The sequence below is a fragment of the Flavobacterium sp. RHBU_24 genome (assembly GCF_046613695.1).
Taxonomy (GTDB): Bacteria; Bacteroidota; Bacteroidia; order Flavobacteriales; family Flavobacteriaceae; genus Flavobacterium.
In genome coordinates, this window is record NZ_JBKJHD010000005.1 from 204,887 (window position 1) to 225,963 (window position 21,077).

Annotated in this window: 19 protein-coding genes and 1 tRNA gene; 7 read left to right on the plus strand and 13 right to left on the minus strand. The window is 47.2% G+C overall.

All coding sequences use genetic code 11. The features are described from left to right. The first annotated feature begins 12 nt into the window (after window positions 1-12). On the plus strand, window positions 13-516 hold the full coding sequence (locus ACLI09_RS07700; protein WP_411419020.1) for a hypothetical protein: 504 nt from the start codon (window positions 13-15) through the stop codon (window positions 514-516). Between the two features lie 55 nt (window positions 517-571). Here ACLI09_RS07700 and pheS read toward each other — a convergent pair whose 3' ends face one another. Further along, window positions 572-1,591: a phenylalanine--tRNA ligase subunit alpha gene (gene pheS, locus ACLI09_RS07705; protein ID WP_411419043.1), complete on the minus strand. Its 1,020-nt coding sequence runs from the start codon at window positions 1,589-1,591 to the stop codon at window positions 572-574. 151 nt (window positions 1,592-1,742) lie between these two features. Beyond that, entirely contained in the window at window positions 1,743-2,099 is a 357-nt protein-coding gene (locus ACLI09_RS07710) for a hypothetical protein (RefSeq protein WP_411419021.1), read from the minus strand. A 66-nt stretch (window positions 2,100-2,165) separates the two neighbouring features. Between ACLI09_RS07710 and ACLI09_RS07715 the strand changes: the two genes are divergently transcribed. After that, window positions 2,166-2,690 carry a CvpA family protein gene (locus tag ACLI09_RS07715; protein WP_411419022.1) on the plus strand — a complete coding sequence of 175 codons (525 nt, stop codon included), beginning with the start codon at window positions 2,166-2,168 and terminating at the stop codon, window positions 2,688-2,690. A 169-nt stretch (window positions 2,691-2,859) separates the two neighbouring features. Here the strand turns inward: ACLI09_RS07715 and ACLI09_RS07720 are convergent, their stop codons facing one another. Next, window positions 2,860-3,384 (minus strand): nuclear transport factor 2 family protein, encoded by a 525-nt coding sequence (locus tag ACLI09_RS07720; protein ID WP_411419023.1) that lies wholly within the window; start codon window positions 3,382-3,384, stop codon window positions 2,860-2,862. A 91-nt stretch (window positions 3,385-3,475) separates the two neighbouring features. Next, the gene (locus tag ACLI09_RS07725; RefSeq protein WP_411419024.1) at window positions 3,476-4,825 is read right to left on the minus strand and encodes an ammonium transporter; all 1,350 of its coding nucleotides are present in this window, start codon (window positions 4,823-4,825) and stop codon (window positions 3,476-3,478) included. A gap of 312 nt (window positions 4,826-5,137) precedes the next feature. Between ACLI09_RS07725 and ACLI09_RS07730 the strand changes: the two genes are divergently transcribed. Then, entirely contained in the window at window positions 5,138-5,380 is a 243-nt protein-coding gene (locus ACLI09_RS07730) for a hypothetical protein (protein WP_411419025.1), read from the plus strand. Between the two features lie 50 nt (window positions 5,381-5,430). Continuing rightward, on the plus strand, window positions 5,431-5,784 hold the full coding sequence (locus tag ACLI09_RS07735; protein WP_411419026.1) for a hypothetical protein: 354 nt from the start codon (window positions 5,431-5,433) through the stop codon (window positions 5,782-5,784). An 84-nt stretch (window positions 5,785-5,868) separates the two neighbouring features. Here ACLI09_RS07735 and ACLI09_RS07740 read toward each other — a convergent pair whose 3' ends face one another. After that, a complete protein-coding gene (locus tag ACLI09_RS07740; protein WP_411419027.1) occupies window positions 5,869-9,117 on the minus strand; it encodes a reprolysin-like metallopeptidase in 3,249 nt (1,082 codons plus the stop codon). 115 nt (window positions 9,118-9,232) lie between these two features. Between ACLI09_RS07740 and ACLI09_RS07745 the strand changes: the two genes are divergently transcribed. Continuing rightward, window positions 9,233-9,463, plus strand: a complete 231-nt coding sequence (locus tag ACLI09_RS07745; protein WP_411419028.1) for a hypothetical protein — start codon at window positions 9,233-9,235, stop codon at window positions 9,461-9,463. Between the two features lie 121 nt (window positions 9,464-9,584). Here the strand turns inward: ACLI09_RS07745 and ACLI09_RS07750 are convergent, their stop codons facing one another. From ACLI09_RS07750 to ACLI09_RS07785, 8 genes are all read right to left on the minus strand, one after another. Beyond that, window positions 9,585-10,580, minus strand: a complete 996-nt coding sequence (locus tag ACLI09_RS07750; RefSeq protein WP_411419029.1) for an aldo/keto reductase — start codon at window positions 10,578-10,580, stop codon at window positions 9,585-9,587. A gap of 155 nt (window positions 10,581-10,735) precedes the next feature. Next, on the minus strand, window positions 10,736-11,956 hold the full coding sequence (locus ACLI09_RS07755) for an MFS transporter (protein WP_411419030.1): 1,221 nt from the start codon (window positions 11,954-11,956) through the stop codon (window positions 10,736-10,738). Between the two features lie 248 nt (window positions 11,957-12,204). Further along, window positions 12,205-13,119 (minus strand): alpha/beta fold hydrolase, encoded by a 915-nt coding sequence (locus ACLI09_RS07760; RefSeq protein ID WP_411419031.1) that lies wholly within the window; start codon window positions 13,117-13,119, stop codon window positions 12,205-12,207. Between the two features lie 108 nt (window positions 13,120-13,227). Then, window positions 13,228-14,991, minus strand: a complete 1,764-nt coding sequence (locus ACLI09_RS07765) for a MutS-related protein (protein ID WP_411419032.1) — start codon at window positions 14,989-14,991, stop codon at window positions 13,228-13,230. A 215-nt stretch (window positions 14,992-15,206) separates the two neighbouring features. Beyond that, window positions 15,207-16,154 (minus strand): aldo/keto reductase, encoded by a 948-nt coding sequence (locus ACLI09_RS07770; protein ID WP_411419033.1) that lies wholly within the window; start codon window positions 16,152-16,154, stop codon window positions 15,207-15,209. Window positions 16,155-16,157: 3 nt separating this feature from the next. Next, window positions 16,158-16,532: a DUF1304 domain-containing protein gene (locus ACLI09_RS07775; protein ID WP_411419034.1), complete on the minus strand. Its 375-nt coding sequence runs from the start codon at window positions 16,530-16,532 to the stop codon at window positions 16,158-16,160. A 12-nt stretch (window positions 16,533-16,544) separates the two neighbouring features. Continuing rightward, complete coding sequence (locus tag ACLI09_RS07780; RefSeq protein ID WP_411419035.1) at window positions 16,545-17,585, minus strand: Gfo/Idh/MocA family oxidoreductase; 1,041 nt, start codon at window positions 17,583-17,585, stop codon at window positions 16,545-16,547. 245 nt (window positions 17,586-17,830) lie between these two features. Continuing rightward, window positions 17,831-18,907, minus strand: coding sequence for an NADH:flavin oxidoreductase/NADH oxidase (locus ACLI09_RS07785; protein ID WP_411419036.1), 1,077 nt, complete (start codon window positions 18,905-18,907; stop codon window positions 17,831-17,833). Between the two features lie 222 nt (window positions 18,908-19,129). Between ACLI09_RS07785 and rseP the strand changes: the two genes are divergently transcribed. Further along, a complete protein-coding gene (gene rseP / locus ACLI09_RS07790; protein ID WP_411419037.1) occupies window positions 19,130-20,467 on the plus strand; it encodes an RIP metalloprotease RseP in 1,338 nt (445 codons plus the stop codon). Between the two features lie 127 nt (window positions 20,468-20,594). Next, window positions 20,595-20,668 (plus strand) — tRNA-Asn (locus ACLI09_RS07795). The last annotated feature ends 409 nt before the right edge of the window (window positions 20,669-21,077 follow it).

Genomic DNA, 21,077 nt, shown 5'->3' on the forward strand with positions numbered 1-21,077 from the left:
GTTATTTTCTATATGCTATTTTCTATTGTTTGTTGTGCCGGATTTGCGCAGCAAGCTAAAGTTGTTGAATGTAGCGGTTTTGAAAGTACCTATTCCGCGCTGCTAACCGATAAAAGTAAGTCCGCGCTTGATTTTATCAGCACGGTAAAAAATGGTGTGGCATTTTACTATATTGGGCACAGTATGGCCTACATGGACGTTAAGGTACTTTCTTTTGATGGAAACGATGTAACCTGTTTTAAAAACGGTACCGAAAAGAAAACATTAGCCATAAAAGCAAAGGAACGCTTAAATATAATTAAACTGCTGGATAGCTTTACAGAACAGAAATGCTATCACTCCCATTTTAATAAAAACGAAGATTTAAAAGTTATTGCTGTGATTAAAGATGGAGTTTTATTAATACGATATTTAGCCCGAGGAGGCCTTTTCCCGGACAAAACTTCAGATAGCGAACTCAACACACTAAAAGAATTATACGAAGCTACCGCGAAGTTTCAATACCGCGATAACTAAAACAAAACCCGCATCTTATAAAGGACGCGGGTTTTGTTTTTATAAAAATTGATGATTATATACTTGATTTAAACTGCTCCAGAAAACGAACGTCGTTTTCATAAAACATACGGATGTCGCTTATCTGGTACAGCAGCATGGCCATTCGCTCTATGCCCATACCAAAAGCAAAGCCGTTGTACTTGGCCGGGTCTATGTTGCAGTTTTTAAGAACATTAGGGTCTACCATACCGCAGCCCATAATTTCCAGCCAGCCGGTACCTTTGGTTATACGGTAGTCGGTTTCGGTTTTAAGCCCCCAGTAAATATCCACTTCGGCGCTCGGCTCGGTGAATGGGAAATAGCTCGGGCGCAGGCGTATCTTGCTTTTGCCGAACATCTCCTTGGTAAAATATAAAAGTGTTTGCTTAAGGTCGGCAAACGAAACGTCTTTATCGATATACAACCCCTCTACCTGGTGAAAGATGCAGTGCGAGCGCGACGATATCGCCTCGTTGCGAAACACCCTTCCCGGAGATATGGTACGGATGGGCGGCTTGTTTGCCTCCATATAACGCACCTGTACCGATGAGGTGTGGGTGCGCAACAGTACGTCGGGATTGGTCTGGATGAAGAAGGTATCCTGCATATCGCGTGCCGGGTGATATTCCGGCAGGTTAAGCGCGGTAAAGTTGTGCCAGTCATCTTCAATTTCAGGGCCTTCGCTTACGTTAAAGCCTATGTTGCTAAAAATGTCTATAACCTGGTTCTTTACTATAGATATGGGGTGGCGGCTGCCCAGTACAAAGGGTTCGCCGGGACGCGTAAGGTCGCCATAAGCGCCTGTAGCCTCTTCTTTGCTTTCAAAATGCTGCTGAATTTGGGCAACCTTTTCTTCAGCTGTATTCTTAAGTCTGTTTATTACCTGGCCAAATTCCTTTTTCTGGTCTGAAGCCACGTTTTTAAATTCGGCAAAAAAGTCTTTAAGCAACCCTTTATTACCTAAAAACTTAATCCTGAATGCCTCAAGCTCTTCTTTGGTCTGTGCCTTAAAGGCTTCGGCCTCGGCAATATAATCTTTAATCTTATCTATCATCTCGCTAACAAAAGTGAGCAAATTTAGTCATTTTAAAATTGCCGCACCACCCTAATACCGGGTATTTATTTCTTAAAGTTATTATAAAACACAATTCAGTCAATATCATCGGTAGTCCTTCCGACTTTCGACTTTCCTTCCTTCGACTCACTTACTTTATAAGCCCTCTTTCCAGAAAATAATCTACTATAGCGCCCTTCATCAGTATGCTTTGCTCACCGGCTTTAAGGGCGGGCAACTGCTCTTTTACGGTGTAGTGCGGCCAGCCTTCTTCGTCAAAATAGTCAAATTCATAATACCCAAAAGGCTCCAGCAGGCGGCATATGGCTATGTGCATGAGGTTTACCTTTTCGTCTTTTTTAAATTTTTTATGGAACTTGCCCAGTTCCTGTACGCCTATAAGGTAAATAATGGCATCAAGGTCGAGCATATCGCCATCGGCAAATTTGTTGCTCAGTATCGTTACAAGCTGGTCCCAGCGTTCTTTTAGTTGTTCGTCGCGCGACATAATATCCTTCGTGTTTAAGCCACAAAGATAGTAACTTGAACGTTAACCCCCCGAAAAAGGTTTTTTATGGGAAATTATTACCCACAGGGTACTACCTTTGCAGTAATGGAACTTATCGACATTATACTGGGCGGCCTTTTAGCATTCGGACTCATAAAAGGCCTGATGAAAGGCCTGTTTGTAGAGCTGGCATCGGTGGTGTCGCTGCTCGTGGGCATTTTTATCGCGGTAAAATTTTCGGGCTACGTGGGCACATTACTGGAAGGACACATAGGTAATCCAAAGTATGCAAGCATTACCGCGTTTGTACTTACGTTTATAGCGGCGGTTGTAGGTGTGGTATTACTGGCGAAAGCCTTTACAAAGGTAGCCGATTTTAGCGGCCTTGGCTGGCTGAACCGCGCCCTGGGCGGATTGTTTGGCACTATTAAAATGGCGCTCATACTAAGCGTGGCGCTCAATTTTTTTGTTACACTAAACAGTACCAATGCCCTGGCCTCGAAACAGGCTATAGACGACAGCATCTTCTTTAACCCAATACTGAGCATCAGTAATTATATCTTCCCTGTATTGAAAGTGTGGTTTAGTTAGGCCTCACCCCAGCCCTCTCCGAAGGAGAGGGGGCAGCTACACTCGGATGTTTTGATTGCGAATTAGCCATAAGTATATAGTGTTGATATCGAACTGTACCCGTTCTCGGCTCCCCTCTCTTTCGTAGAGGGGTTGGGGGTGAGGCCCGCCTACTGCGACTGAACACTGATCACTTTTTACGAAGCCTTTCAATAACCGCATCCTCATATTTCGCCTTAAGCGGAATAACCTGGTCGGTTACGTCGTTAGGCACGGTCATGCTCAGTACATAGTGTTTTATCTTCCATTCTTTGCCTTCCTTTTCAAGCACGCCACTGCCGCGGCACACCTTCATCCAGGTATCCAGCAGTTCGTCAAACCAGGCGGTTTTTCCATCCTTGCTAAAATACACATGGCGTTCAAGCGCTTTAAAATCCCACGCCTTTCCCTTATCAAAATACGGCTTGCTAAAGGTGGCAAAAGCCGTTTTATTCCAGTTCTCTCCCGCATCGGTACCTATGTAGTGGCCGTCAGTCGCAATCTTACCAAAATAGCCGTTATAGTCGGCGGTAGCTGCGGCGGCATGCCAATCGTTCAGCAGGGTGTTTATGGCTGCGGTTTCGTCTTTGGTAATGGTAGTTTCTATCCGGGCTAAGAATAAGAACAGGCTTATGCCTAAGGAGACGCCGATGAGGTAGGGAGATAGTTTTTTCATGGTATTACAAATAAAAATTGCCGCTTAAGCAAAGGTACATAAATACACTTTACCCAAGCGGCAATATAACCTATACAAACAATAAAACAATTTACAAACTCTCGTCGTGCTGGCTGAGGTCGAGCCCCAGCTGTTCTGACTCCTCAGATACCCTAAGCGGGATAAATACATTGGTAAGCTTAAACAGCAGCATCGCCCCAAAAAACGAGAACGCCGCTACCAGTACCAGCGCCATCATGTGGTGGCCAAAAACATCCCAGCCGCCGTAGATAAGGCTGCCCCCCTCTACCTCGGCAAAAACAGCCGTAAGTATCATACCCATAATACCGCCCACGCCGTGGCAGGCAAATACATCCAGGGTATCATCATACTGTTTCAGTTTTTTCCAGTGTGCCAGTGAATTTGATACTATAGCGGTAATAAAGCCAAAGAATATACTTTTAGGTATCGACACAAAACCTGCTGCAGGCGTTATGGCCACGAGGCCCACCACCGCGCCTATGCAGGCACCCATGGCACTAACCTTGCGCCCCTGTAGCCTGTCAAAAAACACCCAGGTAAGCATGGCCGAAGCCGAGGCTATAGTGGTAGTAGCAAAAGCCATGGCGCTGGTATGGTTAGCCGCCAGCGACGAGCCCGCGTTAAAACCAAACCACCCAAACCATAACAGGCCGGTGCCCAGCAGTACAAAAGGGATATTGGTAGGTATGTATTCTACATTTTTTCGCTTGCCCAGGCACAATACACCGGCAAGGGCGGCAAAGCCCGCACTCATGTGTACCACGGTACCACCGGCAAAATCCTTAACGCCAAAGTAAGCACCCAGCAGCCCGTTAGGGTGCCATACCATGTGGCACAGCGGCGCATATATAAAAATACAGAACAGGCATATAAACAGCAGGAACGATACAAAGCGTATCCTTTCGGCCAGGGCACCGGTAATAATGGCCGGGGTAATTACCGCAAATTTCATCTGGAACAGCGCAAACAGTATAAACGGAATGGTGCTGGCCATTTTAGCATTGGGGTGCTCATCTACAAAATCAAAAAAAGCAAATTTAGTGGGGTCGCCGATGATGCCATAATGCACACCACCTATTTCTATACCCAGGGGCGTTCCGAACGAAAGGCTAAACCCTACGGCTACCCATAGCAGCGAAATAACGCCAAGGCAGATAAAACTCTTTAGCATGGTGCTTATTACGTTTTTGCGGCCTACCATACCTCCGTAAAAAAACGCGAGGCCGGGCGTCATGAGCAGTACAAGGCATGATGCCGTAAGCAGCCAGGCCACATCGGCGGCTACTATGGTATCAGTCGAATTAAATTCAGCATCAGGCCCTGCTACGGTAGCATGTTTCCAAAAAAGCCCCGTGATGGCAAAAATGGCCGTTATTGCAAAGGCAACAATCCAGCGCTTTTCAAGTTTTTTCTCTATCATACCCATGTTTTTAAGGGGTCAAAAATATAAAATAATGTTAATATTATCAACCTGCCCCCGCAAATAGGAGCGTTAAATTTAAATATAGCTTAATATAGACCTCCGAGGGTTTTCTTTGCTTTTTAACTTTACCGTAAGAATACAACCCAACCATTGCGTAATAGGCAACAGGAACCGGAAATTTGCTTGTAAGAAAACACATCCGTTAATATGCACGCATAAAAAAGTTGAAAACTTAATGCTACAATCACTTCAATTTAACAAAATTTTTGCAAACTTGCACCAACGTCAATCAATAAATTTGCACACACTATGATTTACGATTTTTCTTACACGGTAGAAGGCACAAAGCTGCTGGAAGCCGTAGCCGACATAGCCTTTATAGCAGGGCAACGCGGTTTTTTTAGCGGCGACTCGCGAGAGGATATTGCCGAATTTATTAGGTGGGCGCGTGAGTTTGAAGCCATTCACGAAGAAACCGACTGGGACGAAACCGATTATGAAGATGCAATCGAAGCATTTACAAACAACAAACTGCGTTTCGACCTTGATTAACTCCTAAACCCTTTCCAGATTTTTGGAAAGGGTTTTTTATAAATTTGAATATGAAATTAAAATTTGTCCTTTTTATAGTAGCCCTGCTGTTTACAGCTTGTACCGAACCAACCGCAACGTTGCTTTGCAGCAAAGACACTGCTACACTTGAACGTGAAATATACCTGGTAGAAAACGATGGGAATGCGGTAAAAGAAATGATTAAAAAAACTAACAATGCGCCTGCGCCGCTAACGAAAGAAATACAGCGCACCTATATTCAGAACCCTGAGTGGGGCAAGGATGCCAAAAATTATACGGCCTGCGATAATATCGACCCACTGGATATTGTATGCATTGTAAAGCTGTATAAAACCCAAACCGGAAAAGACACGGTAACCTATAATTTTATGCCGCCAAGGTGATTAAGTTATTGATATAATACCCTAAAAGAATAAAAAAGGGAGCCATTTAGTAATGACTCCCTTTTTCATATGCCTCAATAAAATTTACTCTACCACAATTTTCTTAACCGTTTTACGGCCGTCCTGCTGGGCGCTTACCATATAGATACCCTGCTGGGCGGTAAGCTGTACCGGAATGCGGTACAGGCCGGCGGCAGTAGCTTCGGTATGGGTGTAGATAACACGGCCGCGCATATCATATACATTTACTGTAGCCGGGCTGCCGGTAGCGCTAAACTGTACCGTAAAGCTGCCCTTGTTCGGGTTGGGCCAAACGGCAAAATCGGCAAAATCGGCAAGTGCAGGCTGTTGCGTGGCAAGCATTGGGCCTATGCCGCACAGGCTCAGGCTCCAGTTGTTTACCGCGCCGCCATCGCCGGATACGGTATCGCCTACCTGTAGCGTCCAGGTACCGTTTACATTCTCTCCCACCAGGGTAGAAAGCGCTTCCTCCGGGGCAAACGTGCCGTTTAACGCCGGTGTGCCGCCACACTGCATGGCCGCAGCGCCATCAGTAAAGGTTACCGTAGCATCGTCCTGGTCGCCACACTCGTCGCCAAAAAGCAATATTTCGGTTCCCGCGGGGCTTATAAGTGTCGCCACCACGTCGCTTAACCAGGTGTGGTTAATGTCAATGCTCACACTTATACCCTGTAATTCAAAATTACCGTCAACTTCCAGGCCGGAGGACGCGGTAGAAGGGTCGCCCCCAAAAATCTCCAGTGGCACATCAGCAGAGGCATATTCATTACAAAAAGTAACACCTGTGGTAAACATGGCCGCAGTATTGTATGAGCCTTCGCACCCTGCATTGGCAGCTCTAACACGCCAGTAATGTTGTGTGCTCTCTTCAAGCCCGGTAAGCGTATACATGCTTTGGGTAGTAGTAGCCTCCGCTATAATATTGGCAAAGGCTTCATCAGTTGCCACCTGCACGTAGTAAGATGATGCGATAAGGTCGTCGCTCCAGTCGAGCGCTACGGTTGTAGGCAGTGTTGTGGTACCATCCAGTGGTGCAAGAGCCTGTAGCTGCGCAAAGTCGGTACTCAATATGGTAAGGTGTAGCGTTATCGTCTTGGTTTCGGTACTTGAAGCCGTGGTAACTACAATATTATAATCGCCCACCGCCGAAGCAGTGGTATTGGTAACATTCACGTTTACAATTCCCGGGGCTGTCATGCTTGTTGGAGAAAAGGTTACCGTGCTTCCGGCGGGCTGGCCTGTTACTGTAAATGTGGTAGCCCCCGTAAAGCCGTTTATGTACTCCAGGTTAAGCGCAAAGGCCGCGTTGCTGCCTTTACACACCTGCTGTACCGCATCACCCTCTACCGTAGTAAGGAAGGTGCTTCCGGCGGAGGTAATGGTAAAGTTAGCGTTAGATATATCATAAAAAATATTGTCGTGCCCGCGCGCCATAAGGCGCGATTCCGTACTGGCCACATCCGGCACTATAATGGTTTCAGAGCCATCATTCGGCACGCCTTCAGCAATAACAGTAGGATAGGTAAAGCCGCCATCGGTACTTAGTAATATATCTACAAACGGGGTATTTACACCGTTAGCGGTAGTGCCCGCTACATTCCAGGTTACGGTTTTGTTAGAAGCCGCTGCCCAGGTAACTGCCGCATTGGGCGACGTTACCACAAACGGCCCTGCGGTACCCACCACGTCAATATGCATATAATCGGTATGCGACTCGCCACCGTTAGGGTTGTTGTCGCGCACGGTTAAGGCAAAATCGAGCACACGGCCCACGCTGGGTATGACCTCCCACTGCGGGGTGAGGTTGCCTGCCAGTACATCCTGTATGCGCGGCATCCACCTGTCGGGCGATTCGCTAATTGGAAGCGAACGGAAATTAGGCCCGCCTGTAGCATTGGGCACGGGTGGCTGGGCGCTTATTTCTATGTTCATCTGTTCCCAGTCGTAGGTAAGGGCATCACCATCAGGGTCAATTGCCGCGCCTTCCAGTATAAAGGCCGTGCCCCTGGGTATCACATAGTCGGCACCGGCATTGGCTACGGGTGGTGTATTTCCGGTAGGCTCCAGTGGAACGCAATTGCTCTCGCCATTTATCCGCTGGCGCATCAGGGCAATACTTGTAGCATGAAACTGCGCATCGCTGCTCCATTGTATTACCGGGTCGCACACACCGGCATATGCCATAATGGTAGTACCGCCTCCGGGTTCGTAGGCGTTAGCGTTGTCGCGGTTGCCACCGCACGATGCGTTAAAGGTATGTGGTGCGCCAAACTGGTGCCCCATTTCGTGCGCTACATAGTCAATGTCAAAAGGGTCGCCCACGGGTGAGCCGAGTCCCGTCATGGCACCAGCCTTAAAATCTGAACACGGCGCACCAGCGGCAAGGCCTCCCCCATTGGTACCAAAGCTGTGGCCGAAGTCAAAATTATCTTCGCCTATAGTTGCGTAGATTACGGCGTTACCTCCATCAAGCAGTTCGCCGGCATCATCGTTATTTACCTCATCACTTTCAATGAATACCACCTCATCCTCATTATCTACCAGTTGCAGCGAAACCGTAAGGTCGCGCTCAAACATACTGTTTACACGGGTTATGGTAGCGGCTATCGCTGCCACAACGGCTTCTTTTTTCTGCTCAAGGGTACCGTCTTCAAGGCCCGCCTCTGCAATATGGAACGCCGAATACTCTACTGTTGCCAGTATCGCAGTGCGGTAAGTGCGCCAGTTACCCGCATCCTGTGGGGCCATTGCCGCTTGGGCATCGGGCAGCAGGCGCAGGTGCGAAGGGCTATCCTGCGTAAGGCAGCTGAATATTTTATCGGTTTGCAGGCTGCTCTTTTTGTAAACCATATAATAGCCGCCGCCTTTAGTATACGGGTCTATGTACCAGGTGCCGTTATCAGCGGTAAGCGCCATGGCATGAAGTCCGTAAAGCGTAGTACTAAAGCGCACGGTAGTGGCGGGGTGCTCTATTCCCTGTGCCACATAGCTTTGTATGCCGGGGTACTTTGCCGCAAGGCCGGGCTGCATAACCGGTGCGTTATACACCCGGAAGTGCTGCAATTGGCCGTTGGCATCGGGTAACGTAATTACTACTGCCGAGGCTTGCCCGCTGTGGCGGAGTGGCGCCTTGGCAAGCTGCGCGGTAAGCGAGGGCATGTCCATCTGGTACAGTAAAAAATCTTTTGGGTGCGAATCGCGTGGGGCGATGGCGGTGGCAGCAATGCCGGATTTATCGGCGGGCTGCCAGTTTTGTGCCAGCACGGGTAAAAATGCTGCCAGTGCGGCAAGGGTGAGTACTGCTTTTTTCATTTAGAGAGTAGTTTCTTTGTTGTGGGGCCGAATAACGGATATTTTTTGCTGATTTGCAACAGCTATCGAGTATACAGCCGTTAAAAATGCAGGGCATTAACAAAAAAACTAAAATATGCAAAATGAAATGCATAATATTAAGTATGTACCTTTGCCTTCTATGCAAAACAAAATAGGGATAATTGTTATTATTGTCTTTTTCCTAATGCTGCTGTTCTACATAAAACACAGCAGGAAACACTTGTGGGCAAAAGACCCTTCGCGTAACAGCCGAATGTATACCATTAGGGCGGCACTGCTTATTGTGGTAGTGCTGGTGTTTTTGTTTTTTTCGTTGTTGAGGTAGGAAATTTCACAGAGGTGCACAGAGGAGGCGCAGAGATACACGGAGGTTACTTTTTTAAATTAAACCCCGCAGCATTTCTACCACGGGGCTATATAAAAAATATAAAATAATCAATATAAAATTACTTTACCAGCTCCAGCCCCGCAAGCTGGGTATTGATAAATGCAATCTCATCTTTGCTTAGCTTTACATTTACAGCTTTTGCATTGGCTACGCTTTGTTCGGCATTGCGGGCACCGGCAAGGGCAATGGTAATACCCGGCTGCTCTATCGTCCAGCGCAGTACCAGTTGCGAAAGCGTGGCGTTTTTTTCGGCAGCCATGGGGCGTAATTTGTCCAGCACTTCGTTAACACGCTTCAGGTTTTCGTCTTTATAAAAATAAACGTTAGCACGGTGGTCGCCTTCTTCAAATTTGTGTCCCGGCTTCATCTTGCCGGTAAGCAGCCCACGCTCCAGCGGGCTGTAGGCCAGTATGCTTTTTACTTTTTCTAATGTGTAAGGCACTAGTTCCTTTTCTATATCGCGCTTTACCATACTATAAGGCACCTGGTCGCTTATTATATCTACATACTTACCGGCTTCGGCTACCTGTGCGGCGGTATAGTTACATACCCCTGCATAGCGCACCTTGCCCTGCTTAATCAATTCGGCTACGGTTTCAAAGGTTTCCTGCATGGGGGTGGTACTATCCGGCCAGTGTATCTGGTACAGGTCGATATAGTCGGTCTTCAGCCTGCGCAGGCTGTCTTCACATTCCTTAATGATGCTTTCGCGCCCGGCATATTTATAAATGTCGATGTCCTCGCCCTGGTTGTTTTTGCTCTTCATGGCCAGGTCGCCTTTGGCCAGATCCCACCGCATTCCAAACTTGGTAACCAGCTGTACCTTATCCCGGCTGTATGGCGCTATCGCCTCAGCAACAATCTCTTCGCTATCGCCCATACCGTAAATGGGTGCAGTATCAATGCTCGTCACACCTTCATCATACGATTTGCGGATAGCCTCTACCGCCTCGCTGCGTTCGGTGCCGCCCCACATCCATCCCCCGGCAGCCCATGCGCCAAAGGTTATTACTGATAACTCTAAGTCGGTATTTCCTATTTTTCTGTATTCCATTTATTTGTTATTTATAGTCTGTTAATTCGTTAATTTGATTGGAACACAGATGACATAGATTTGACAGATTTAAACAGATTCTGAAAAAATCTGTGACTATCCTTTAATCAGTTTCATCTGTGTTCCCTTTTCTGCCTACTACCCCTGAACACTGTTTACTCGATATTCTTCACTTTATTCACTAAAAAGGCAATCCCTACTCCAAACACCCCGATAATGGCGAAGGAGTATTGCAGGCCTATGGCATCAGCAATGTAGCCTATAACGGGAGGGCCTAGTAAAAACCCTAAAAAGCTGATGCTCGATACCGCCGTAAGCGCCTGGCTGGGCTCTATGCCCGGGGTGCGGCCCGCAAGGGTATACACGCCCGGTACTACCGTACTTACCCCCAGGCCTACCAGCATAAAACCGACAGCCGACGGAATCATGTACGGAAAGAGCACCGCTATATACATCCCTACCGATATGAGTACCCCGCTAACCTGCAGCACCAGTTTGCGGCCATAGCGCACTGTGACTTTATCGCCTAAAAAACGCCCTGATGCCATCATAAGCATAAACGAGGTGTAACCCAGGCCTTCGAGCGCTTTGCCGCCCTGTACCACATCTTTAAAATAAATGCCGCTCCAGTCAAACATTATGCCTTCGCTTACCATGCTGCAAAAGCCTATAACACCCAGCCATGCCAGTGCCGGGTTTAGTTTGGGCAGCAGGCTGCGCTTGCTTTCTGCCTCCTGTTTTTTTGGGGATGCAGGTTTGGTCTTAACCAGATACTTATAGTTGAGCACTATTATGCCATACAACAAAACGGCCACGGTGGCAAAGTGTATAACAGGCGTAATATTTATGCCTTTCATTAAAAGCCCTATAAGTGCGCCCGTAAAACCCGCAAAACTCCACGCGCCGTGAAACGACGACATTATGGGCCTGCGGAAGATGCCCTCTGTTAATATTCCCTGTGTATTTACCGATATGTTAGTAAAATTACCGGAGACTCCAAAAAAGAACAGTGACAGCATAAGATGCCACGTTTGTGTAGCCAGCCCCAGCGTGGCCATGGCAAGTATATATATTATAACCCCCAGGATAACTGTTTTCCGGCTGCCGTATTTTACAACTATTTTGCCCGAAAAAGGCATCATGAGCAGCTGCCCGCACGGAATTGAAAACAGTACCGTACCCAGTTCGCCTTTGCTAAGGTGCAGCGCTGTTTGTATATCGGGTATACGGCTTACCCAGGTGGCAAACGTAAGCCCCATGGAAAAGTAGAACAGCGACACGGCAAGGCGTGTGCGATTCAGGTAGCTTTGCTTGGCCTCTTTGTAAGCTTTAAGCGGCTTGCGTACCTTTCGGGAGAAATTTATTTCGGTATCCATACGTACAAAGTTACAATTCCTTCCCTAATTTAGGGATTTGTTTTCAAGCCTGTAGAAATTGCATATAATAAATGTTCTGACTATAATTAATTTTACCACAAGGTTCACAAGGGAGGAACAAAGGCCACAATGTTGAACCGCCTACGGTAAAGAGGCACAAAGCTTTGTGGACTATGAGTCTCCTAATTTCAGGCACAGCTTTGTGGCCTTTGTGGAAAATTCCTTGTGGGCCTTGTGGTAAAAAAACCTTACCCTTTCAAAAATTCCTTCAACGGTGCAATAAATTCTTTATACGCCTCGATATGCGGCAGGTGGCCCACGCCTTCAATCTTAACCAGTTTGGCATTGGGTATTTTCTTAGCGGTTTCTTTACCGAGCATCGGGTAGTTGCCCAGTTTATTCTGTATTTCTACCGGGGCTTTGGCTTTGCCAAGGGCGGTGCGGTCAAGCTGCCCTATGATGAGCAGCACCGGCATCTTCAGGTTCTTGAACTCATAACACACCGGCTGTGTAAAAATCATATCATAGGTAAGCGCCGCATTCTTAGCTATGGCAGGGTAAATTTCCTTGTTCATCGTCCATCCCGCCGGAATGTACAGCCATTTATTATATTCATTACGCCAGGTGTTGTGGTAATATGAGGTAACCTGATACATTTTCAGCTTCTCAAAATCCTGCTTCAGTTCGCCCGCATACCAGTCGTCTACGCTTTGGTAGGGCACCCAGAGCTTCCAGTCCTCCAGCCCTATCGGGTTTTCGAGCACCAGTTTTTCAACCATTGCCGGGTACATCAGCGCAAAGCGTGTAGCCAACATACCACCCATGCTGTGGCCCATCACCGTGAGTTTTGTAATTTTCAGTTCGTCTAAAATTGCCTTGGTATTTTGCGCCAGCAGCTGGAAACTATACTGAATATCTATAGGCTTGCTGCTTTTGCCAAAGCCTATCTGATCGGGAATTATCACCCGGTAACCGTCGTTGCTGAGGTCGGTTGCGGTTTGTTCCCAGTAGGCGCCGCTAAAATTTTTGCCGTGCAGCAGCATAATGGTTTTACCGTTTGGGTTGGCCGGCTTCACGTCCATATAGGCCATGGTGAGCTTTTGCCCCTGAATGTCGAACTCTTTAGTGCTTACAGGAAACGGATACGGATAATCCTCCAGCATCAGGCCCAGAGCGCGTGGCTCCTCAGTCTGCGCCTTCGCGGAAAACAGCGATGCAAGGGCAAAAGGATAAACATTAGTTTTTTCATAGTTGTATTTTAATTTTGTATTCTATGAGATGATCTCCATTTTCTTCATCAGGAAGGTAGCGCTCTTGTTTTGGCAAATGCCGTCGCGGAGGGTATAATCAAACACCAGTTCGTCATGGGTTATCTGCACCTCAAAGCACTGGTTCTTCAGGTAATCCGGATAGTCGTTACTCGTGTAGCATACCTCTATATCATGCGTGGCAATAACCCCAATGCCGTTTTGGGCAATGATCTTTTTGATAACGCCAATAGTGCCTGATTGCTTGTCGTCTGAATTTGTGCCCTTTAAAATTTCGTCGAGCAATACAAACGACGGCTGCCCCTGCAACGCAATGATAATCTGCTTAAGGCGCTTTACCTCCGCAAAGAAATAGGACTCGCTGTCGGCAAGGGAATCGCTTTGGCGCATCGATACCAAAACAGGCAGCGGATGTATACTGGCTTCCGTAGCGCAAACCGGGGCGCCTGTACCCGCCAGCACCATATTAATGCCCAGCGTGCGCAAAAAGGTACTCTTGCCGGACATATTACTACCGGTAAGGATGCGGAAGGGTTGTTGTGCAAACGAAATATCATTACACACCCGTACTGTTTCCGGGATTAGGGGATGGCCCAGTGCTGTAAAGCGTAGCTGCTTTTCAGTATTTATTTTGGGGAAGGTAAAGCCTGTGTTGTTCGCGGCATAATTAGCCAGGCTGTTAAGCGCTTCAAATTCTCCGAGTACATCCAGCCACTGCTTTATGGCAGTAGCGTGCTGTGCTTTCCAGGTGTACAGGCGGTGCAGTATGTGTATGTGGAACATGCTCACCCCATTTACCAGCATGGCCCCAAGGGGGTTTGCCGTATTGTTAAGGTTGGCAAACAGGCCCGATAGCGTACTGATCTCCTTACCTGCCCCTGCAACACGCCGTTGAAATGCCAGGTTCTTCTCCGACGTAAATTTTTCCTGCTCTATGCTTTGCAGTATGTCGCTGTAGTTTTTAAGGATCTCGTCAATTTCATCTGAAAAGACAACAATGGCCTTTATTTTTTTGAAGTGCGAAAAAGCCTGCCCGATATTAAACAAAAACAGCCAGATAACTGCATTGTGGTAACTGCCTGTAATTAGCGAATATAAGCACGCGCCAATAAATAAAACGGGGCCCGCATAAGACAATATTCTTGCCAAGATTGGTAGCTCCTGCACCGGCGATGTGGCCCAGTCCATTAGCTTCATGTAATTCTTCAGGCTATCCTGCTTGCCCCGGGCCACAGCAGCAATTTGTTGCCGCCAGGCTACCTTGTATTTTAATTCGGCTACGGCCTGCTGGTTACGCAAAATTTCTTCATTGGGCAGCAGCCCGCCCAGCAGTTTCGCAAAACTGTTTTTACCAATAAACGTATACGTGCGGTTAAGCTGGTGAAAAAGCGACCGCGGCCCAAAGATATCAAGGTCGTAGGTATAAGGGTGCTGTGGGTTTACAAACTCCTTGCCGTCATCAAATGGAATTCTAGTGCGGTTGAGGTAATCGATCTCATCTTTGTTAACCCGTATGAGCTGCCGCAGCAGGTTACGGCGGCGCAGTACCTGCTGGTGCTTTTTATAGACAAATCCAAACGCAGCGCACAGCACTGCAACGCTTACCCAGTAAAAGCTGTCGCCCTGCTTAATCGCAAGGTATACCAGCAGGGCAATAACAGACACCAGCGCCAGCCGCACGGTACCGATGAGGTTGTACTGCTTTTGCAGTTTCTGGTATTCCTGTTCGTGGCCTTGCAGCAGTTGTTGGTAGTCGGTGGTTTTCAAAATAAATGTTTTATCCGGCTAAGTTAAATATTAAGTCGAAAGGGTAAAAGTCTTAACATCGAAAGAATGGAACTCGGATGAAGCGGATTTCCACGGATTTTTTAGTTATTAAGCCGCGCTTCGACAACCCAGCGTGACGTTATAACGCGCAGTCCGTTACAATCATCGGACTTCGGACATCGCACCTCCGACTTTATGACTTTCTCCCTTTCGACTTAAAAAGCGCTTTCCTGTGTAAGCAGCTCTATTTCGTGGGCCGTCATTTCCAGGTCGGGGGCTTTAATTATGGCGTCCAGTTGCTTAAGGCTGGTGGCGCTAACAATGGGCGCGGTAATGCTTGGGCGATGTATCAGCCAGGCCAATGCTACGGTAGCAGGGGTTGTATTTAGCTGTTTTGAAACTTCATCCAGCACTGCCAGTATTTTAAGGCCGTGTTCATTAAAATGCTTGTCCATATCGCCGCCGCGCACGCTTTTCCCAAGGTCGGCTTTGGTGCGGTACTTCCCGGTAAGGAAGCCGCTGGCAAGCGAGAAGTACGGAATTACACCCAGGCCGTTACCCAGGCAGAGCGGCTCCAGCCCGTTCTCAAATTTTTCGCGTTCCAAAAGGTTATAATGCGGCTGAAAGGTTTCGTAGCGCGGTAGGCCTTTTTCGGCAGCGGCATCCAGCGATTCCCGTAACCGTTCGGGCGACATATTGCTGGCACCAATATAACGCACCTTGCCATCAGCAATCAATTGCTGGTAAGCCTCTAGGGTTTCTTCCACCGGTGTACCTTCGTCGTCAAAATGTGTTTGGTACAGGTCGATATAGTCGGTCTTTAGCCTTTTAAGCGAATCTTCAACCGCCTGTAGTATGTATTTCTTTTTCAGGGTTTTCCCGGAACCCATATCGCTGCCTACTTTTGTGGCAATAATCACATTGTCGCGGTTACCATTTTGTTTCAGCCATTTGCCAATGATGGTTTCGCTTTCACCGCCCTTGTTTTCCGGCGCCCAGCGTGAATAAACATCGGCGGTATCTATAAAGTTGAAGCCCGCACCGGTAAAGGCGTCAAGTATTTCAAACGAAGTTTTCTGGTCGATGGTCCAGCCAAAAACATTGCCCCCAAAAGTGATGGGGTACACATGCAGGTCGGAACTTCCTAATTGTCTTTTTTCCATGAATTAATGTAATTGTAGCCCCACAAGTACCAGGGCTATAGTTATGAGCGCAGGCAGTGCCTGAACATAAAATATTTTTTTAGAAGCGGTAATGGCGCCAAAAATACCGGCAACGGCCACGCACCCTAAAAAGAACAGCAGTACATTAGTGTGCCACACAGCATCCTGTATAAAGAACGACCAGATAAGCCCGGCAGCAAGAAAGCCATTGTACAAGCCCTGGTTTGCCGCGAGCGCCTTTGTCTTGGGAAACATTTCCGGTGGGATATTGCGGAACACCTTTGGCCCGCGCGTTTCCCAGGCAAACATTTCCAGCCACACCACATACAGGTGAAACAGGATAATAACGGTAACTAATATGCTTATTGCTATTTCCATTTTTCGTTAATTTTACAGTTTAACGACCTTTCTCTGCGCGTTGCTTTCAATAGCCGCGTCGATAATTTTCATTACACGTGCGCCATCCTCTGCCGTAACCGGTTCGGTGGCGCCTTCGGTAATGGCTTTGTATACGCCGTCAAACAAGTCGTAGTAATTGCCCTGCAATGTGGGGATGGTCTTGCGCACCACTTCGCCGTTAATTTCAGTATGCAGCAACCCCGACTTATCTTCCGGTTCGGTGCCCCAGTCGGTAAGGTTGGGCTTTGCCCCGGTTTTCATTACATCTTCCTGTACATCGGCACGGGCTTTAAAAAAACTGCCGTTACGGCCTTGTATCACAAAGCCGGGCAACTGCTCCCGGTTAAAAAACCCGCTGTGCAGGTTTACGCGCTTATCCGGGTAATAGAGCAGTATCTCAATATTATCATCCACCAGCGAACCTTCACGCAGCGTGCGGATGTCGGCAAACACAGCTTGCGGGTAACCGAAAAGATGAATGGCCTGGTCAATAATGTGCGGGCCCAGGTCTTTAAGCACGCCAGCGCCTGTGTTGTTGCCCTCCTTCCATGCCTTTGGGCTAAGGTTAGGGTTATACCGGTCAAACCTTATGGAGGCCTCTATAATATCGCCCAGCTCGCCCGATTCAATAACGCTTTTTACGGTTTTAAAGTCGCTGTCCCACCTGCGGTTTTGGTATACGGTAAGGGTCAGGCCTTTGGCTTTAGCCAATGCATCAAGTGCCTCGGCCTCGGCGGCGTTTGAAGTGAAGGCTTTCTCTACAATAATATGCTTGCCTGCTTCAAGGGCTTTTTTGGCGTACTCAAAATGGGTATCTATGGGTGTATTTACCACTACAAGCTCCACATCATCGGCTAATACCTCTTCTAACGAAGCGTAACTTTTAACCTCGGGATAATCGTCGTGTATGAGGCGTTTGCTGCGCTCCCATGAACCTGTAAGCGCAAAGCCGGGGTGAAGCGTTAAAAAGGGTGCGTGGAATATCTTTCCGGACATGCCGTAGGATAATAATGCTGTTTTTATTTTTTTCATGGTATGCTTGTTTTGTTTCGCAAAGTGCCGCAAAGGAGGCGCTAAGTTTCACAAAGTTTGTTATTGGTTTTGTTTTGGGGAGTTTAACCACCCCGGCTTTCAGCCACCCCTCAAGAGGGGAATAGCTTCACTCGGATAAAGTCCTCAACCCCCCAGCCCCTCTCCGAAGGAGAGGGGAGCAGCTTCACTCGGACTAATTAGTGTAAGTTAAGCTACTGCAAACTGCGACTGAACACTGAACAAAACTACTTTTTCCTCCACTGGGCGCGGTCGTACTGTTTTGGCCAAATCGTTTCGGCACCCAGTTCGTGTGCAAAGCGCAGTGCGAGGTTAGGATCACGAAGTGATTCACGCGCAAATAGCACCAGGTCGGCTTTGCCCGAGGCAATAATCTCTTCGGCCTGATGCGATTCGGTTATCAGGCCTACGGCCCCGGTTAGTAAGTGTGCTTCAGCCTTTATTCTTTCGGCAATAGGCACCTGGTAACCCGGTTTTACAGGGATGTCCTGCCAGTGCACTGCCCCGCCCGAAGAGCAGTCGATAAGGTCTACACCTTTTTGCTTCAATATTTTTGCCAGTTCTACCGCTTCATCCACATCCCAGCCTCCCTGTGCCCAGTCAGTACCTGATATGCGTACAAATATGGGCAGGTCAGACGGCCATTCGCTTTGCACGGCTTCCAGCACTTCAAGCAGCAGGCGCGTGCGATTTTCAAAGTTACCGCCATATTCATCGGTACGCTCATTGCACAACGGAGAAAGGAACTGGTGAAGCAGGTAACCGTGCGCGGCGTGTAGTTCTATTACTTTATAACAGGCATCGTGTGCGCGTTTGGCTGCGGCTTTAAAATCGGCCACTACCTTAGCGATGCCCTCTTTGTCAAGCTCAACGGGGGGAAATTCCTCATGGTCGTTAAACCGTATGGGGCTTGGCGCTACTGTATGCCAGCCACCTTCATCCAGCGTTAGTTTTGCCCCTCCCTGCCAGGGCGCCGCGCAGCTTGCCTTGCGGCCCGCGTGTGCCAGCTGTATACCGGGCATGGCGTTATGCTGCATTATAAAAGTGGTTATCTCTTTGAGTTTTTCGGTATGGGCATCATCCCAAATGCCCAGGTCGCCCGGGGAAATCCTGCCTTCCGCCGATACAGCCGTGGCTTCCTGAATAATTAGCGCGGCACCGCCAATGGCACGTGCGCCAAGGTGCACCAGGTGCCAGTTAGTAGCAAAGCCATCGGTAGCGGAATACTGGCACATGGGCGAAACCACTATGCGGTTTTTAAGGATAAGGCTGCGTAGTTGCAGTATTGAAAATAATTGTGACATATAGTTGTATGGGTTATCGACGTTTTATAAATGTGTTCTTTAACGAAATATCTTACATGAAATAAAGTTAGGCATTGTAAAGTTACCCTACAATGGCTAATTATAAAATGCACTGGTCATTATTAACAAACTTTTAAATAGGGGTTTCGGTTAATAAATTCCTACTTTGTAAATCAGAAAACACTATTTTTGTGCGTTTGATAATAGAATTTAAAACAAAAAATGGATACACTGATTCAGATTGCCCAGCTGGTTTTAATGCTTTCGATACTTGTAATTCTGCATGAATTTGGGCACTATATAACCGCAAAGATGTTTAAGGTACGTGTAGAGAAATTCTACCTCTTTATGGATGCTGGCTTCTCTCTTATAAAAAAGAAAATAGGCGAAACCGAATGGGGCATTGGCTGGCTGCCGCTGGGCGGCTATGTAAAACTGAGTGGCATGATAGACGAAAGCATGGATACTGAAGCCATGAAAACCGAACCACAGCCGTGGGAATTCCGCTCTAAGCCGGCTTGGCAAAGGCTTATCATTATGCTGGGCGGTATTATTGTAAACATACTGCTTGCGTGGTTTATTTTTACCATGGTGTATGCCACCTATGGCAACGAATACCTTTCTACCGCCGCCGTGCAGGAAAACGGCCTTGCCTTTGGGTCTGTAGGTAAAAAAGCGGGGTTTAAAGACGGCGACAAGATACTGAATGTGGACGGTAAATATCAGCCAAGTTTTAACCGTATGCAGATGGACGTATTGCTGGGCGATGAAATAACTGTGCTGCGTGATGGCAAAGAAGTAAAACTGCACCTGGATGATAAAAGCCTGCACGATATACTTGAAAAAGAGGGCCGTGATTTTATCCATCCCATGGTTAATACTATTGTAGTAGACAGCATTTCGCCGGAAGGCCTGGCCGCAAAATCCGGCCTTAAAGTAGGCGACAGCATTACAGGTGTTCAAGGCATGCCACTGCACTACAGGGGTCAGGTTAGTGAAGAAGCTTTTAAAAACAAAAAGGGGACAATAACACTTAATGTAAAGCGCGGCAGCCAGCCCTTAAACATCGTTACGGGCGTTGATTCTACCGGCGTTATAGGCATCCAGAATAAGCTGCCCGTTGCAAAAGAATATTTTGTTACTGACCATTACAGCTTTTTTGGCGCTATACCCGCCGCCATGGATGAGTCGTATACACAACTGGTATATTCTATAAAACAATTTAAGCTCATACTGCGCCCCAGCACAGGTGCCTACAAGCAGGTATCGAGCGTGGTGGGCATAGCCAGCAAACTGCCTACTACATGGGACTGGGAGTTTTTCTGGAAGTTTACAGCGTTCTTTTCGGTAGCGCTGGCCTTTATGAACCTGCTGCCCATACCCGGGCTTGACGGCGGCCACGCCATATTTACCATAGCAGAGATGATAACAGGCAAAAAACTTAGCGATAAAGCCGCAGGCGTTGTACAAACGGTAGGTATGGTTATTTTACTAAGCCTCATGGTATTGGTTATAGGCAAGGATGTGTGGATACTTGTAGAGAAAAAATTCTTTTCATAAATTTAAAAAAATTGTTTGCGGAATTTAAAAATCGTTATATATTTGCACCGCAATAAAGGCGACTGATTTGCTGCCTGAAGTTCTTAAAAACACACGATAAACCAGATTATAGAAACAATATACAGTTTCCTCCTTAGCTCAGCTGGTTAGAGCATCTGACTGTTAATCAGAGGGTCCTTGGTTCGAGCCCAAGAGGGGGAGCATTGAAAGAAAAGCCTTTACAGAAATGTAAGGGCTTTTTCTATTTTATGGGTCAAACATAGGTCAGACATTTAAATTACCTTATGGGTAAAGCTTATACTTTACTCCTTGATAATAAAAACCAGGAAGGCTTTGAATCTGAACCTGTACAGTTTAATATAGTTGAGATAAATCTATCCATATACCTTTAAGTTTACTATATAAAGTGCGTTTATTGCCCTCTTCTGGGTGATTAATTGGCCCTGCTGTGCCCAATATTTAAAACACGTGCGGATTGTTCCACTTTCTTACGTAGATAGTGTATAGTTTATCATATTTTGCCTTTCTGCTTATTGAAGAGTATACAAAAAAGAGGCTGTATCAAAACTCAAATTTTGATGATTTTGCAGCCAAGTTGGAATAGTAGCCA